The organism is Thermostilla marina (assembly GCF_054657455.1).
The window spans coordinates 1,149,275-1,166,698 of record NZ_BAAHYR010000001.1 but is presented as its reverse complement, the minus strand read 5'-3'; the positions used below and the strand labels follow the sequence as shown (position 1 = coordinate 1,166,698).

The 17,424-nt window shown below is 61.8% G+C and carries 11 protein-coding genes; 2 read left to right on the top strand and 9 right to left on the bottom strand.

Annotated elements, in window-relative coordinates:
* Nucleotides 1-796 precede the first annotated feature (796 nt).
* Entirely contained in the window at nt 797-1,999 is a 1,203-nt protein-coding gene (locus ACYQ2I_RS04230; RefSeq protein ID WP_460165746.1) for a XylR family transcriptional regulator, read from the top strand.
* Nucleotides 2,000-2,134: 135 nt separating this feature from the next.
* On the opposite strand, the gene ACYQ2I_RS04225 is transcribed toward ACYQ2I_RS04230, so the two are convergent.
* The 4 genes from ACYQ2I_RS04225 to ACYQ2I_RS04210 all read right to left on the bottom strand — a co-directional run bounded on the left by ACYQ2I_RS04225 (nt 2,135) and on the right by ACYQ2I_RS04210 (nt 9,164).
* On the bottom strand, nt 2,135-4,102 hold the full coding sequence (locus tag ACYQ2I_RS04225; protein WP_460165745.1) for a sodium:solute symporter: 1,968 nt from the start codon (nt 4,100-4,102) through the stop codon (nt 2,135-2,137).
* A gap of 462 nt (nt 4,103-4,564) precedes the next feature.
* On the bottom strand, nt 4,565-6,061 hold the full coding sequence (gene araA / locus ACYQ2I_RS04220) for an L-arabinose isomerase (RefSeq protein WP_460165744.1): 1,497 nt from the start codon (nt 6,059-6,061) through the stop codon (nt 4,565-4,567).
* Nucleotides 6,062-6,140: 79 nt separating this feature from the next.
* Nucleotides 6,141-6,848 (bottom strand): L-ribulose-5-phosphate 4-epimerase AraD, encoded by a 708-nt coding sequence (araD, locus tag ACYQ2I_RS04215; RefSeq protein ID WP_460165743.1) that lies wholly within the window; start codon nt 6,846-6,848, stop codon nt 6,141-6,143.
* Between the two features lie 147 nt (nt 6,849-6,995).
* Nucleotides 6,996-9,164, bottom strand: a complete 2,169-nt coding sequence (locus tag ACYQ2I_RS04210; RefSeq protein ID WP_460165742.1) for an arylsulfatase — start codon at nt 9,162-9,164, stop codon at nt 6,996-6,998.
* Nucleotides 9,165-9,657: 493 nt separating this feature from the next.
* Here ACYQ2I_RS04210 and ACYQ2I_RS04205 point away from each other — a divergent pair, with 493 nt between their 5' ends.
* The gene (locus ACYQ2I_RS04205; RefSeq protein WP_460165741.1) at nt 9,658-11,052 is read left to right on the top strand and encodes a glycosyltransferase; all 1,395 of its coding nucleotides are present in this window, start codon (nt 9,658-9,660) and stop codon (nt 11,050-11,052) included.
* Between the two features lie 12 nt (nt 11,053-11,064).
* On the opposite strand, the gene ptsP is transcribed toward ACYQ2I_RS04205, so the two are convergent.
* From ptsP to ACYQ2I_RS04180, 5 genes are all read right to left on the bottom strand, one after another.
* Nucleotides 11,065-12,819 (bottom strand): phosphoenolpyruvate--protein phosphotransferase, encoded by a 1,755-nt coding sequence (ptsP, locus tag ACYQ2I_RS04200; protein ID WP_460165740.1) that lies wholly within the window; start codon nt 12,817-12,819, stop codon nt 11,065-11,067.
* 65 nt (nt 12,820-12,884) lie between these two features.
* Nucleotides 12,885-13,223 carry an HPr family phosphocarrier protein gene (locus tag ACYQ2I_RS04195; protein ID WP_460165739.1) on the bottom strand — a complete coding sequence of 113 codons (339 nt, stop codon included), beginning with the start codon at nt 13,221-13,223 and terminating at the stop codon, nt 12,885-12,887.
* Between the two features lie 148 nt (nt 13,224-13,371).
* A complete protein-coding gene (locus ACYQ2I_RS04190; protein WP_460165738.1) occupies nt 13,372-13,848 on the bottom strand; it encodes a PTS sugar transporter subunit IIA in 477 nt (158 codons plus the stop codon).
* A gap of 353 nt (nt 13,849-14,201) precedes the next feature.
* Complete coding sequence (locus tag ACYQ2I_RS04185; RefSeq protein WP_460165737.1) at nt 14,202-16,523, bottom strand: hypothetical protein; 2,322 nt, start codon at nt 16,521-16,523, stop codon at nt 14,202-14,204.
* Nucleotides 16,524-16,846: 323 nt separating this feature from the next.
* Nucleotides 16,847-17,212 (bottom strand): hypothetical protein, encoded by a 366-nt coding sequence (locus ACYQ2I_RS04180; protein ID WP_460165736.1) that lies wholly within the window; start codon nt 17,210-17,212, stop codon nt 16,847-16,849.
* Nucleotides 17,213-17,424: the final 212 nt, after the last annotated feature.

Here is a 17,424-nt window from a genome sequence, read left to right as displayed (position 1 = left end):
GCGCGACGATCGGCACGACGGCGCCGGAACGTCGCTTGACGGACTCTCGGAAGGACCGGCTGCCCGCCGTCGAAGCAGAGAACCGATCGGGCGAATTCTGAAATCGAGGAAGGGGCCTTTTCAAGGGGCGGCCCGCGCGCCGGAAACGACTCGGTCGCGGGCACCTTGGAATCGTCGATGCACAGCAGAGCAAGTCGACCGACGCGACCGTCCGGGAGGTGTCGGTCGTCAATTAGGCAGGTTTTCGGCGGGAAACAAAACGAGGCCTCCAAGTGCAGCGCGAGTCGGCCGGCTTCGGCCGAGTGCCGAATCGGAGGTACCATGATTGTCCAGCATCGACGCATACCCGACCGGCGCGCAGTGGAAGCCTCATGCTCATTATGAGCCAACTGAAACCTCGCGTAAACCGACCACATTAAAAAGGAATTCGTCGGTCCCCTGGCCCTATCCCCCGATCGGCCAATGATTTGCGTCGCCGGATTGCACGGCTTTCGCACTGGGGACCGAAACGAATTCCCAGCGCATCGGACCGGGAACCACCCCGGCTCTCTGAGCCGACCGCGATTACCCGGCTTTCCCCCAATCCACGAATCGGTTCCCGACGCGTCGCTCGGGAAGGTCCTTCCGATCACGTGTGCATGTAGTTTACCTCGGCTTTCCCTGTTTGCCTATTCATTTTCGCGCAGAAAAATGTCATAATTGCGCAACACAAAACAACACCTTATCGGCCGTACGCGGTGGACGGCGAACGAACGTCCTTCATAATTCGCGTCGCGTCGGCCTTGCCTCCGAAGCCATGCCCGACATTCCGAAAGTCGCCCTATTGATCGAAACCGCCCGCGGCTACGGGCGGCAAATGTTGCGCGGCATCGTGCGTTACGCGCGGTTACACGGGCCATGGTCGTTCTACTTGACGCCGGGCGACTTCGAGCAGGTTCTGCCGCGGATGCGACAATGGGGCGGGCGCGGTGTCATCGCCCGCGTCGAAACACCGGGGCTGGCCGAAGCAATCCTCGACTCGAACTTGCCCGCCATCGTCCTGGATTTGTCGGAGGAACAACTTCGTCCCGATCATCCGCTGGCACAACTCTCGGAATTGTGTTCCGACTCGGCGGGGGCGGCGAGGATGGCGGCCGAGCACCTGCTGTTGCGGGGCTACCGCCAGTTCGGTTTCGTTGGAATTCCGGGCAAGGTCTGGTCCGATCGCCGGGAACAAGCGTTTTGCGAGGCGATCACACAGGCCGGGCGGCAAGTGACGGTTTTTCCGGCCCCCAAAACCAAGCGGGACCGCGTATGGGAACGGGAACTTCCCAAGCTCGCCGCGTGGCTGGCCGATCTTCCCAAGCCCGCCGGCTTGATGGTGTGCAACGACGACCGCGGACGCCAAGTTCTCGAAGCGTGCCGCGAGGCTTCCATCCGGGTGCCCGAAGAGCTGGCCGTCATCGGGGTCGACAACGACGAACTGTTGTGCGAACTGGCCGATCCGCCGCTTTCGAGCGTTGCGCTAAACGCCGAAGGTGCCGGGTATCGGGCGGCCGAGGTACTCGATCGGATGATGCGTGCGGGGCGGCGCGGTCCGCCCGTGCGGTTGATCGCCGAGGCGACCCATATCGTCCCCCGTCGCTCGACCGACATCGTCGCCATCGACGATCCCGACGTCGCCCAGGCGTTGGCCTTTCTGCACGATCACGCCACCGAACCGATTCGGGTAGAAGACGTCGTCCGCAAGCTCGCCGTCTCGCGTCGTAAGCTTGAAATGCGGTTTCGGCAGATCGTCGGACGGACGATCCACGAGGAACTCCAACGTTTGCGTATGGAACGTGCACGTCGCTTTCTCTCGCAAACCGACGAGCCGGTCGGCCGCATTGCCGATCGTCTGGGCTTCAGTGCGCCGTCGTACTTCATCCAGGTGTTTCGCGCGGTGCACGGCATGACGCCCGCCCAGTACCGCCGCAGCCTGCGGACGACCTCGGAGGACGTGGTCGAAACCGAGGAATGAACGGCGGCGGCAGTCCTCCCTTGTTTACGCGGGCAAGAAATGCAACGACGCGCCCGCCGCTATCGGTCGAGCGCGTCGTCGTTTTTCATCGACCACCGCCGATCGGAACGCTTCCGATCGAGCGGGCGTCCACAATCATCCGCGGAAGTACAGGTATGCGGCGATAATGGCGACCAGGACGACGGCCGAGGCGGCCACGTCGACCCAATTCCAACTCGCCCGCGATTCGCGCCGTTGTTCCTCGGTGATCGTACCGTAGGTCAATCCCTCGATCTTCTTCTCGTCGGGGGCGCTCGTCATGTAGCTGACGACCACCATCACGGCCACGCTGACGATGAAGATGATCGTCGCGTAGTACTGGAAGAAGATGTTGTTGACGATCCAGAAGAAGGAACCTTCGGCATACTGGTAGCCGAAGAGTTTCGTCGGCGTGTCGATCGCCAAGCGGAACAACCCGAGCGCGAAGCCGACTCCCAACGCCCACAGGCACCCTTTGGCGTTCAACCGTTTCCAGAAGACGCCCAGGAAGAAGACGGTGAAGATCGGCGGCGCCAAGTACCCTTGCACGCTTTGCAAGTAGTCGTACAACCCTCGCGCGCCTTGGATCACGGGAATCCACAACAACCCGATGACGACCATCGTCGTCGTGGCGATACGGCCCATCCATACCAGCTCGTGCTGCGTCGCATTCGGCCGGAAGCCTCGATAGAAGTCCATCGTGAACAACGTCGACGAGGCATTGAACACGCCGGCCAGCGAACTCATCAACGCAGCCAACAACCCGGCCACGACCACACCGCGAACGCCGGAAGGCAACACGTAGCGGACCATCTGGGGGAAGGCCCCTTGGGTCGCTTCGCCACGGACGTACACCTTGCCGCCGCTGACGGCCAGGCCGCCGTCGATCTCTTCGATCGAGCCGCCCACGACCGCCACCTTGCCGTTGGTCACGACCTGCTTGCCGGCGATTTGCCGAATCTCGCCGCCGGGCACTTCGAAGCGTCCCGGCGTGATCGCCTTGACGTCCAATCCGTCGCCTTCGCCGCTGAGGACTCGTTCCAATTCGACTTCCGAGAAGAATTGGTCGGTCAGCGATGCGTTCCGGCCGCTGACGGCCAACGCCAGGCAGATCATCCCGGGAATGATGAAGATGAATACCGGCAACAGCTTCAACCATGCCGACCAGATCGCCCCGCGGCGCGACTCGCGTTCGTTGGGCGCGCCCAAGCACCGTTGAACGATGTACTGGTCGGTGCACCAATACCACAGACCGCTGATGGGGGCACAAATGAGCATCCCCAACCAGGGATAGTTCGAGTTGAAATACCACGCCATGCGGGTGACTTCACCCGAGGCATCCTTTTCGAGGACCGGTGCCCACGTTCCGGCGACGTCGCCGGGCACCAGCGGCTTCCACAAGTTGAACATGTCGGAACCGCAAATCGTCCGCAGTTCGCCCCAGCCGCCAAGAGCCTTCAATCCGAAAATGGTCACCAACAGCGAGCCGAGGACGAGCACGCCCGTCTGAAGCGCCTCGGTGTACGCGACCGCACGCATCCCGCCGAGCACGGTGTACAACCCGGTCAGCACGACCACTAAGATCGAACCGACCCAGAAGCTGTCGAGCACGAAACCGTTGGGCAACTGAATGCTGATTTCGGGCAGAAGCACCTTGAAGACGATACCCCCGGCAAAAATTCCCACCGCGATCTTGGTAAGCACGTAGGCCACCAGCGAGATCAGTGAGAGAAGCCAACGAGCGCCGGGGCTGAACCGCCGTTCGAGAAACTCGGGCATCGTGAACACCTTCGAACGCATGTAGAAGGGCACGAATACCCAGGCCAAGATGAGCAAACACCAAGCATGCAGCTCGTAGTGTGCCATGGCCACGCCGTCGGTACAGCCCGATCCGGCCAGACCGACGAGGTGCTCGGAGCCGATGTTCGAAGCGAAAATCGACGCCCCGATCACGAACCAACCCAGATTACGCCCGGCCAGAAAGTAGTCGTCGGCGGTGTCTTTTCCCCGCAGGATGACCCACCAGGCCAAGCCGAACACGATCACAAAGTAGCCTGCTACGATAATCCAGTCGAGTGTCGTCATGAACGAACCCCTTCGATGTGAAGATGAAACCCATCGCCGGCCGGTAAACCGGACAAGATCCGGTGCGCGGTTCCTCTCTTCGCGAGAGGACCGACGACTCGGCGGCCGTCACCGCAATCGGGCGTTCGAGACGGTCGAACGTCGATAACTGCCCAAGCCCCAAGACGCATCCGACGGCGTGCGTCTCCCCAGGCCGCACTGCCGCGCACTCTCCAACCGCAACGGCGCAGGCCTACCGCGAAAGCAACCTGTCGCGACGGAACTCTTCCGCGAGAACTCCCTTTTCCGCATGCCCCACAGCCGATCCCGCCACAGGCTTCCGCACGAGGGCGCACCGCCGGAACCAATTCGACTCGCCGACGCCCTTTTCCTTGCCGACGGGAAATGGGAAACGAAGTATCTACTTTAACCGTGAACCGCCCGACGGCTCAACAACCCGACCACAATACCCCCTCTTTCGAGCTACTTGCCCCGATAATAGGCCTCGTTCCAACGCAGTTCATTCTTGAACGCCTTCAGGTCGGTTTCGGCATCGATGTGCAGGAACTCGACGTCGAACATTTCTGCGAAGTCTTCGAGGTGTTCGGCGTTCACCGCTTGGCTGAAGGCCGTGTGATGCGGTCCGCCCGCCAAAATCCACGCTGCTGCGGCAGTCTTCAAGTCGGGCTTGGGCACCCACACGGCACGGGCGACGGGCAAGTTCGGCAACGCCGCATCGGGGGCGACGACATCCACGTCGTTCACCAGCATGCGGAAGCGGTCGCCCATGTCGAACACTGCGGCATTCACCGCTGCTCCCGCCGGTGCATCGAAAACCAGCCGCGGCGGATCCTCTTTGCCGCCGATGGACAACGGACGGATTTGCAGCGACGGCCGCCCCGCCGCGATCGACGGACACACCTCGAGCATGTGCGCCCCCAACACCTTCGCCCCCGACGGATCGAGGTGATAGGTGTAGTCCTCCATGAACGAAGTCCCGCCGGGCAACCCCGCGGCCATCACCTTCATCGCCCGCACCAACGCGGCCGTCTTCCAGTCGCCTTCTGCGCCGAACCCGTAACCGTCGGCCATCAGGCGCTGCACGGCTAGGCCCGGTAGCTGCTTCAAGCCGTGCAGATTTTCAAACGTGTCGGTAAACGCCTTGAAACCGCCGTCTTCGAGGAACCGTCGCAATCCGATCTCGATGCGGGCGGCCTCCCGCAAATCCGCGCGCCGGGAACCGTCGGCACGCAATTCCTCGGCCACGTCGTACGCCTCGTCGTATTCGGCGACCAGTCGGTCGATCTCGGCATCGGTCACCTGTGATACGACGGCGACCAGGTCCCCCAAGCCGTACCCGTTCACCGAGTAGCCGAATCGAATTTGTGCTTCGACCTTGTCCCCTTCGGTCACGGCGACGTCGCGCATGTTGTCGCCGAAACGGGCGATCTTGGCGCCTTGCAAATCACTGCGTGCCGCCGCCGCTCGGGCCCACACCCCCAAGCGACGCCGCACTTCGGCCTCTTCCCAATGGCCGACCACCACCTTGCGCCGCAAACGCAATCGCGAGCACATGAACCCAAACTCGCGGTCGCCGTGCGCCGACTGGTTCAAGTTCATGAAATCCATGTCGATCGACGCCCACGGCAAATCGCGGTTGAACTGCGTGTGCAAATGGGCGAACGGTTTGCGTAGCTGCGTCAAGCCGCCGATCCACATCTTGGCGGGCGAAAACGTGTGCATCCACGTGATCAAGCCGATACACTTCGCGTCGGCGTTCGCGTCGATACACAACTGCGTAATCGCCTCGGGCGTCGTCAAGACGGGCTTCCATACCACGCGGACGGGAATCTCGTCGCACTCGTCGAGCGCGCGAGCGATCGCCTGCGAGTCGGCCGCGACCTGTTGCAACGTCTCGTCACCGTACAGATGCTGGCTGCCGGTGACGAACCACACCTCCCAGTCATTCAACGAAACCATGTCTTCCCCCGGCTGGTAAAACAATCCCCACAACGACCAATGTGTTCGGCAACACCCCTGTTCCGCTACCACACGCCCTTCAACCCGACCGCTGGCCGTAGTACGCGCCGGGGCCGTGTTTGCGGAGGTAATGCTTGCGCAAGACGTAATCTTCCAATTCGGTCGGACGGTCGGTCAATGCCAGGGCGTCCCAAGCCATGGCGGCGATCGCCTCGAGCGCCACGGCGTTGTCTACCGCTTTATCAGGCGAATTGCCCCAGGTGAACGGCCCGTGACCGGCCACCAACACGCCCGGAGCCGCCTCAGGATCGAGATTCTCCTCACGAAACCGCTCGACGATCACCGTGCCGGTGTGGACTTCGTAGGCCGAGTCGACCTCCTCCTCGGTCAACGGCCGCGTCAACGGCACGGCGCCGAAGAAATGATCGGCGTGCGTTGTTCCCAAGCAAGGAATCTCGCGTCGCAATTGCGAGAAGACGACCGCGTACCGGCTATGCGTATGACACACACCGCCGATGCTCGTAAAGTCACGGTACAAGGCCAAGTGCGTGGCCGTGTCGCTGGAAGGTCGCAAATCGCCCTCGACGACGTTCCCTTCCATATCGACGACGACGACGGTTTCCGCCGTCAACGCGTCATAAGGCACTCCGCTGGGTTTGATCGCCACGAGCCCCGCTTCGCGGTCGATGCCGCTGACGTTCCCCCAAGTCAACGTGACCAACCCTTCGGCGACCAGGCGACGATTGGCCTCGGCCACCCGGGCCTTCAATTCCGACAGTCGTTGCATCCCCCACACCTTTGTGAAATCCCCCGGCCCTGAAGCTTGCCGCCGCTTTCAGGCGACGGCAAGCATCGGCAACCGTCGTTTCTCGTTTCATACCGCCGTTTCAACGGCGTTCGGCGAATCGCGCATCCCTGTCGTGAAGACGCCGATTCACTGCAAGATTTCTACCAACACGCGCTCGATCCGACCGTCGTAGGCGAACGGCGGGGCGTACGGTCCGACTGCACCGATGGCGTCTTGACCGACCTGGAGGCCGTCGGCGGGCATCTTGGGCATCAAGCCGGTTTCGGCACGCCCGGCCGGCTTGCCGTCGACCTTCAGCGACAAGATGCCGTGCGCGTCGAGTTCCACGACCACGCGGGCTTTCGTCCCCGGTTTGAGCGAAACGGCGGAAACCAACTCGTCGAGTTTGCCGTCTCGCCGGAGAGCGAACCGCAAGGCTCCCTGTTCGTCGACGTACAAGGCATATCCTTGGGAACTTCCGCCTTGGGCGACCAACACACCGCGGGTACCGGCTTCGGCCACGTCGACGGTGATCCGGAAGGGCTTTTCGGCGATCATCGGTGCCCGATCGCGTTTGAGGTCGGCCCCCGGCTCGAGTTCGAATCGTTTCTTCGTCGACAACTTTTCCGGCTTGGGTTGTCCTCGCCATGCGCCCAAAGGTAGAACATGTGCCCGCTCGGCCCAGGCGTTCCACGCGGCCTCGAGGCGGGCGACGATCTCCGGATGTTCGGCCGACAGGTCGTGCATCTCGGTGCGGTCGGCCTCCATGTCGTAAAGTTCCCAGGGCTGGTTCTCTTTGGCCACAAGTTTCCACTTGCCGTCGCGGACGGCCCGATTTCCTTCGTGCTCCCAGAACAACGGGTTCGAACGATTCAACTTGCCGCCGGTGAACACCGGGCGCAAGCTGACGCCCTCGAGCGGATAAATCTCTTCGCCGCGATACTCCTCGGGGTACTCGACGCCGGCCAAATCGACGCACGTGGCCATGATGTCGATCAGGTGCCCCGGTTGCGTCTCCAACTCACCTTTCCGCGGAATGCCCTTGGGCCAGTAGGCGATCAACGGCGTGCTGATTCCCCCTTCGTGCACATAATGCTTGTATTCGCGGAACGGCGTGTTCGACACATTGGCCCAGTCGATTCCGTAGGCGATGTAGGTGTCTTCCGGCCCCGGCATGATGTTCGGCCCGGTCAACGTGGGCACGCCGGCACGGTTCTGCTTGGGAATTACGTCGGTCCGAATCGCATCGGCGGGAATGGGCGGCAACGTCGGCTCGACGGGACGTTTCCAATTGCCCGAGCGACCGACACCCTCTTGGCATCCGCCGTTGTCTTGCAAGAAGAAGACCAGCGTATTCTCCGCCACTCCCTTCTCTTGCAAGGCCGCGACGATCTTGCCGATGTTCTGATCCAAGCGGTCGATCATCGCCGCGTACACTTCCATGCAGCGGGCTTCCCACTCTTTGTGCGTTACTTTGTCCCAATCGCCGTGCTGCGGGCTCAAATCCCAATCGGGCGAGATCAGACCCATCTTCTTCAGACGCTCGAACCGGGCGAGCCGAATCGGCTCGTAGCCCTCGTCGTACATGCCGTGGTACTTGGCGATATCTTCTTCGAGGGCGTGCATCGGCCAGTGGGCCGCAGTGAACGCGACATACATGAAGAAGGGCTTCCCTTCGGGATTCTCGCGAATGAACCGCACCGCGTGATCGCCGATGGCATCGGTGTAATAGAACTTCTTCGGTTTGTATTCGGGATCGGCGAACGGCGAGATCATCGTGTTGTCGCGAGTCAGCGTGCCGGGATCGTAGTAACTTCCGGCGCCGGTGATCGTCCCGTAGAACCGATCGAAGCCGCGTTGTAACGGCCAATTGTCTTTCGGCCCGTCGGGGTCCGTGTATTTCGTGACGTGCCATTTGCCGACGGCATAGGTCGCATATCCGGCCAAATGCATCACTTCGCCGAAGGTCATGCAGTGCCGATTCAGATCGCCGCGATAACCGTCGTAGCCGCGGTCGCTCATCATCCACCCGATACCGGCCTGATGCGGATACAGGCCCGTCAACAAGCTCGCCCGCGTCGGACAGCAACGGCCCGTGTTGTAGAACTGTGTAAACCGAAGGCCGTTCGCGGCAAGCCGATCCAGGTTCGGCGTGCGAATCTCGCCGCCGTAGCAACCGATGTCGGAAAAGCCCATATCGTCCGACATGATGACGACGATGTTGGGCCGTTCTTGTTCTGCCGCAACCGCGTGCGCGCCGAACATCGGCGCGACGACAAGCACCGCCCAGAAGGCGCAGACCATACGAAACGACATGTCGCTGGTTCCTTTCGTCGGTAAGAGGGACACGAACAGCCGGAAACCGTCCAGGCCACGGTATCCCCGCTTCCTGACGAATATCATATCCCCGGAGACGGCCGATTGCCCGTCTTTCCGATGCGCGCCCACGACACTCGCGCATCCGACGACGGACGCAACCGATCCCCTATCGAGAAATCCCCCACAATCCTTCATTGCCGTAACAGCGAGAAGCGAACTGTATTATGTTTCGGAATTCGCTCCTCTGCGAGGGTGTACGCACAAAAAAACGGCCGTCCACCCCCCACGGTAGATCGATACCACGTCCCTACCGCGAACCACGATAGGACTTCACCCCGATCCGCGTTGACCCTCCCACCGAATAGGGCTATCTTCGTAGGATCGGCGGCGAGGATGTCGCATCGGGCGTGGTACAGGCATCGATACCTGCGAACCGAGCGGGTCATCTCGATCCCGCCGTTCCGGCAGGAGGAAAGGATTCCGCTTTTCGATGGACGGTATTTGGACGGTAACAACCGCGATCTTGGGCATCACCGCGCTGGTGCAGGCGGCATTGTTGCTGTTGCAAACATATGAACATCGCCGCTTTTCTCGTAGTCGACGTCGCGAAATTCCTCGCTTGCAACCGCGGGGTAAAGTGTTGCTGATCGTCCCTTGCCGCGGCATCGACACCGATTTCGAGTCGAACCTCGAAACGCTGTTCCGGCAAGATTATCCCGCGTATGAAATTCGCTTCGTCCTCGATTCGCTGCACGACCCGGCCTACGAGGTCATCCGCCGCGTGATCGACCGGCACCCCGAGCGCCGGTGCGAAATCTTCTGCGTAGGGCGCAGTCGACGCGAAGCCCAAAAGGTACACAACCTGCGGATGGCAACCGCCTCGCTGCCCGACGACGTCGAGATTTTGGCCTTTGCCGATTCCGACGCGGCAGCTGGTCCGCATTGGCTGAAGGCCCTGACCGCCAGGCTGAACGACGTTTCCGTCGGTGCCTCGACCGGTTACCGGATGTTCGTGCCGGTACGTGTCGGATGGGCGACGGCCGTCGTACAGGCCGTGAACGCCGGCTACACCACCCTATTGGCCCGCCGGTCGCCGAACATGCTTTGGGGCGGTTCCTGGGCGATGCGCCGCGACCTATTCGAGACGCTCGACGTTCGTCGCTTGTGGGAAGGCGCTTTGTGCGAAGACCTGGTCCTCACCAAGGTGCTGCACCGCGTCAAATTGGCCATCGAATACGAGCCGGCCTGCCTGGCCCAAACGGCGATCGACTTCGATTGGTCGTCGGCCTGGGAATTCGCGACTCGCCAGTTCTTTCTACTGCGGCGAATTCTCCCCGGTTGGTGGGCCGCAGCCGTCGGGCTTCAAGCCCTCCCCTATCTTGCCGCCGTCGCCCTAATCGCGCATGCTGCTTGTTTTCCGCAAGGACGGCTTGCCGCCGGAATCGCCTTGCTCGGCTTGTGGACGATCCATTCGTTGCGGGGCTATCTCGCACGCACGAACGGCTCGTTTGCCCAAAAGAACGGCTCTTTCACGTGTCGTGTTCCCCGCGACGCCCCGGCTCACGACGGGAAAGACGATCGCAACTGTTTCCGGTGGTGCTGGTTCGATCCGGTGCTCTGGCCCGTAGCCGGGCTGTTTGCTTGGACGGCCTTGATCGCCGTCACGTTTCGACGAGAGATCGTGTGGCGCGGAATCACCTATCGTCTGCGGCGGGACGGTACGGTGGAGGTTTGCCACCCGATCGACGAAAGTGAGGGCGACGATACCGTCTCGATCGAATCGTTCGCGGCAACGACCGATCGCAAGCCTCTACCGACGGATTCGTCTCACTCGCCCGTCCGGAGAAAACCCGCCGTTTCGACGGTCGAGATTTCGCCGCAATGAACGTACCCCGATTCAGCGGGCGGCGCTCGGCGGCAGATCAGGCAGCACCGATTTCAATTCCTGGCGTAGATAGGCCTTGATGTTGCGGGCGTTCTCCATCGTCAACGCACGTTCGGCCACGCGACGGCACTGTTCGATCGTCACGCTTCGACACACCTGCTTGATTTCGGGCAAGGCGTGAAAGACGACGCTGAACTGCCGCAGCCCGAGCCCCAACAACAACATCGTATACAAAGAACTGCTGGACATCTGTCCGCACATGCCGACGGGCACGTTGTGTTCGTTCGCCGTGTCGATGACCATCTTCAGCAACCGCAACACGGCCGGATCGCTCGAATTGTAGAGGCTGACGACATCGGTATTCGCCCGATCGACCGCCAGCGTGTACTGCACCAGGTCGTTCGTCCCGATGCTGAAGAAATCGACATCGCGCACGAAGTTCGACAGCGTGATCGCCGCCGCGGGCACCTCGACCATCATGCCGATGGGTACGTCGCGATTGAAGGGAATCCCTTCTTCGATCAAGTCCTCCATCACATCGCTGACGATCATCTTCGCACGCCGCAGCTCCATGACCGTCGAAATGAGCGGGAACATGATCCGCACGTTCCCTTTCACGCTCGCCCGCAAGATCGCGCGAATCTGCGTCCGCAACAGCGGTTCGAAACGTAGGGCCAATCGGATACTGCGCAGCCCCAAGAACGGGTTGCGCTCTTCCTCGGTGAGTTGGAACTCGGGAACTTTGTCGGCCCCCATGTCGAACGTACGGATGACGACCGGTCGATCGCCGGCCGTTGCGAGTACGTCGCAATAGGCGCGGTAGTGTTCTTCTTCGCTGGGGAGCGTCTCTTTCCCGAGGTAGAGGAATTCGGTGCGGTAAAGTCCGATCCCTTCGGCCCCCTGCTCGAAACACGAAGCCGCCTCGTGCGGAAACTCGATGTTGCCGTACAGATGGATGTGCGTGCCGTCGAGCGTTTCGGCGGGCAAGTCGCGCAGGGTCTCCAACTGCGCGGTCAGCGTGTGCAGCTTCTCGGATTGCGATTCGTATTGTTGGCGGGTGGTTTCGTCGGGACAGACGACCACTTCGCCGGTACTGCCGTCGACGATGATCAGATCGCCCCCCGAGACCTCATTCAAGAAGGGGCCGGTCCCCACGACCGCCGGAATCCCCATCCCTTGGGCGACGATCGCCGTGTGACTCGACGGCCCGCCGACTTCGGTAACGAAGCCTTTCACGAAGCGTTTGTCGAGTCCTGCGGTTTCACTCGGGGTGAGGTTCCGCGCCAGCACGAGCACGGGTGAACTGAGGTGCGAAAACTCGCCGTGCGGCTGTCCGCTCAATTGTCGGAGAAGCCGCTTTTCGATATCGAGAATGTCGTTCGCCCGTTCGGCAAAGGTTTGATTGGGCAGATTGCGGAAAACCTCGTAGTACCGCCGCATGACGCGGCTGACTGCGTATTCGGGAGAATAGTGCCGCTCGCGGATCATGCGGACGATGTCGTCCACCAACTGAGGATCCCGCAGCATTTGCAGATGGGCTTCGAAGATTGCCCCGTACTTTTCCCCCAACTGTCCCGTGACGATGTCGCGGTTCTTGGCGATTTCTTCTGCGGCGGCGTTGAGCGCCCTCTCGAACCGTTCCAGTTCATCTTCGACGGCGTCCCGCTCGACGAAATGCCGGGGAATGCGAAAGTCTTCACGTCCTAGAATGAAGGCTTCGCCGATGGCGATTCCGGGAGAAACTCCGATTCCCTGCAGTCGCAACATGGTCGCAGGTCGCCTTCCTATCGTCCGCCCGGAGGAGCCGACGTCCTTACGCCGCGAGCCGCCTGTCAATCGCTGCGTTCATCGCCGGCGGCTTCTTTTTCCTCGGCCGGTTCGAATTCGTCTTCGAAGAACTTGTGTCGCACCAAATCTTCGAGGGCTTCCAAGACGGCGTCGGCGTCTCGGCCCGCGGCCTCGAATGTGATCGTATCTCCGTTCATGCCGCACAAGCTGAGCATCTCGATCACACTATCGCCCTTGGCACGCCGCGCATCTTTGCACAAGGTGACGTCGGCATCGTACGACAGGACCGTTTTGCGCACCAAACTGGCCGCACGGGCATGCAGGCCCGCGGTGTTCGTCAACTGCAATTCCTTCCGTCGTACCGGCCTATCAGGCGAGTTCATTGCCGCGCATCGTCCAGCAGGTTGTTGCCGAGATTTCCCGACCGTCGCATCCTCGCGTCGGTGGTTCCGGTAGAGGCGGCGGTACCTTTTCGCATACGTTGCCGCGTCGTCGATTTCCGCCTCGACTTCGGTTTGCCGCCACCGAAACCTACGTCGGGTACTTGCCTTCGTCGGCTTCTTTCAGCAATTGGTGGATGTCTTCCGCCGAACGTGCCTGCTTGAGGAAGCGGCAGAAGGTCTCGTTGTGCAACTGGCGGGCGACGTTTTCCAACGCCAAGAGATGATCACTCGGTCGATCCGGCGGCGAAATCAACAAAAAGAAGGCGTACACCTTCCCGCCGTCAAGGGCCTCGAAATCGACCCCTTCCTTGCTCACACCGATGGTTCCTACCAGCCGATCGACGCTCGGATGCTTCGTGTGCGGGACGGCCAGTCCGCGACCGATACCCGTCGTACCGAGCTCCTCACGTTTCATCACCGCCTTGATGATGTCGTCTTTTTGGTCGGCCTCGACCGCTCCGGCATCGACCAACGCCTGGACGAGTTCCTCGATGACGCCAACCTTGTCATCGGCCTCCAAATCCGGAATGACGGCATCCGGAACAATGAAGTCGGCAAACTTCATGCGGTGAGTCTCCTCTCGTGAAAAGAAACGCCTCGCCCCGAGACGGCACACCGCGTTTGTGTGTCGGTCGTCTCGGACTGCGTAACGCCTATGCTGTCGTCTTTGATCGAAGGCGGGCACCGAATGCCCCGTCCCGGCGTCTCGTTCGGCCCCTCCTGCCCCCTCCAACCGAAACGAAAAACGGCCGAGTCCGGCCGGTCCGACCCGACGATCGGTGCGGCCCTCGGCGGCCCTCTACTTTCCCAGAACGAAAGCGCCATTATAGGGCTTCTTGATAACCGCGACAACGAACCCCCCACCACAACACGACACCACAGAGGGAACCTTTGCCCCCACCAAAGACGGACCTCACATCATCCCGCCTTGCGGGAAATCCCCGGAAGGGTGGGGTCATTGTTCACGCGGGCGCGCCAGCGTTCAACGGAAGGTTTTCGTCGCGTCTCCGGCGCGTCGGGTTCGTAGTACATCCGCATTCCCGTCGCCCGTTCAAGATTCCAGATCGCCAGCACTCGGACGGCCAATCGCGGATGCGCCAGATACCCCACCAGTTCGCGCGCGGAATCGACCGGCAATTGGTCCGGTGGGTAAATCCAAAGAAGCCGATAGACCAACTCGCCGTCTTCCTCGAACAATCGCCGACACGCATCGCGGACGGCAGCGGCCATGCGCGGCGAACGTGCCGCAGCGGCTTGTAGTTCGGCCACGATGTCTTCCCAACGGGCCTTCCGATCGACATCATCGAGCCCGGCCGCCACCAGCTCGACATCCCCCAACAGTACCAGGCCCCGCTGTGCCAACCAGGCGACCTCTTGCTGTCGATGGTATGCCGCTTCACGGAGTGCCAGGGCCACCGGACGTGCCGGATCGGCCAAGAACTCCTCCGAAAGCTGCAAAGCCGCACGCTCCCGCAGCAACGTCGCCAAGTTCGTTGTCGGAGATACCCATTCGACGGGCGTCTCCAGCGCCGCCACGGTCGTTTCGGTGTCATCCGCCCGCAGCTCCTTGACCGGTGTCAGCAGCGACTCGGCGATGTCATCCGACCGCCAATGCGCTTCACCTTGAAGGACGACGATGCGGCCTTCGACCGGCGAGGGATGTTCGGCCGGATCGACGCCGGGCACGAGGTGCGCGGCCACCTCCACCGCGACAGCCGTATCGGGAATATCCAATGCCAAGATGCCGTGTCGGTTTCCCCATTCGAGCGTCACTTTCGCGGGCGCGGCAGCCTGCATCACAAACCGCCCGTAACCGACCGAAACACGAAGCCCCTCTCCTTCCTCGGCCGGAGCCGCTTGGAAATACGCCGGTCCCACGACCTGCATTCTTATGTCGTCGCCAAAATCAAATTCCGGCCGGTAGTCGGGCAACGCCAACAAGACGTCGTACGACCGAATTTCGGCGTCACCAAACACCCGCCGGACCGACTGGTGAATCGGATCGACCCGCAACACGACGGCCTCGGGCGATAGCAACTTGCCGATCGGTTCGGGCGGCAACGGGGCCGGCTCGGCGGCGTCTTCGCTCGATTCCGGCGGTGTATCGATCGGCTCGCCCGTCACCGACAAATCCCGCACATCCAACGGCGCAGGCAATTCGAGAAGCGGCACTCGCCCCACGTTGCTTGCCACCGATTCCGCCGGCGCAGCCGGGGCCATCTCGCCCGGTTCTTCGTCGGCGCCGGAAGGTTCCTCGGCTTCCGGGGGAACCTCTGTCTCCGATGCGGCGATGCCGCCTTCCGACGGCACCTCGGCGGCGCCCGCCACGGTCCGGTCGGGCACCGTCTCGGCCGCAGAGGCCGAAGGCCGATCCGGAATCTCTTCGGTGGAGGGCTTCGGCGGAGCTGGCAATACAGTCACGGGAGAATCCGAACCGGCACCGGTATCTTCTTCGTTCTCGGCAATCGCCGACGGGCCTTCGTCCGCCTGCGGCGTCGCTTGCCGGACAGATGATTCTGCAACTTGCGACGCCGATTCGCCGGTCGGTTCCCCGGACCGGTCGGCCTCGGCTCGATCGAACCAAGCAGCGACAAATTGAGGCTCGCCGGGCAGCCAGCCTAGCCGCCAACCGGCAAGCACGCCGATTCCCCCGATCAACAACAGCACGACAAGCATTCTCACCAAGCGCCCGAACCGGCTGCCGTGCGAAGTGCCGGGCTCGATCCCGACTTCTTTCGGCATCGCCAACGCCGGCGGGGAGGACACGGCCTTAACCGACGACTCGGTCTCCGGCTCGGTTTCACTCTCGCCGTTGAACATCTCGTCGATCGGGTCTTTTTCTTCCTCGGCCTCGTGGATGATGCGATACACCCGGTCTCGCGTAATGGGAGACACCTCGGCAGGCGAGCCGAGCACCATCGCCAAGATCTGATGGACGGCGGCCACCTCGGCCAACTGCAAATCGGATTCGAGGCACACCTTTTCGAAATCGGCCACCCGATCGGCAGGCAACGTGTAATCGAGATACTCGGCGACCGTATTGGGATCGAGCGCCTCCTCGTGTTCGAGCACGTCGGGCGCCCCGAGCCGAATTCGACGCGACACGTCGTGGATCCGCTGCACCAGGCGCGTGGCTACTTCGCTGTCGGCAATCTTCTTTTCGATTTCGCGGGCGTCTTCCGGTTCGAGGATTTCGTCCAGATACGCCAACAGCGTCCTCAGGGTCAATCGCCGGGACACGTGCCTACTCCTTCTGCAACGGTCGCCCAACAAGTCTCGCCGATTCGCGTCCACCCGACGGGTGAATCGCTATACTGGCCTCTCCACCGTGTAATAGAGACGAGAAGCCTCGCGTTTCGTACAAGATTCTCAGAAAATTCGGCAAATTCTGCCGATTCGGCAAGATCAATCCATTCGGTACCCGAGGAAACGCTCACTCCCGCTGCTTCCGGTTTGCAGGCGGGATCGCCCCGCGAGACACAGGTTTGCCACAATCGAGCACTACAGCGCGCAACTGTGGCCGATGTGCAGGTAGAGTAGGAAGAAAGCGTCCGCCTACCGTCTCAATCGCGGTGCGAAAGCCAAGCAGCACAGCCGAGCATCATTCCGGCAAGAGCGGTCGGGGGCACCGTGGGGGCGGGACGCACACGTTTCGGAATCAGCCAGCGGGCGACTTCCCATCCCTCGGCCGTCCGACGCCAGGGTACGGCCTCCGACGCAACGGCCGCGGCCTCGGGCCGCGGATCGGCATTCGCCACCCTGCTGTCGGCCAGAAGTTCGTCAGGCAGCAAGACCAGCGAGCCTGCCAACAGCAATACCGCCCCGCAAATCAGCATCAGCCCGCGGCGATCGCTCGTTCGCGCGGCTTCACACGCGAAACCGTGGGACGTAATGTTGCGGTTCGACGATGAATTCGACCTGCGGACCATGACGACTCGCACGACGGTTGCCGTTGCTCGATGCCTAGCCGAACGCCCCGATTCGGCACACACATCAACGAGGCAAGCCCTGCGCCGCAGATCGAAAAGCCGCCCTTGATTCACCTAACCGCTATTGATTCAGCAAGTTACGGCGATAGCCCGGTTTTCTTTGCCATCGCAGAAGTTTCGAAACCGCAACAAATCTTCCGACGCGAGTGTTG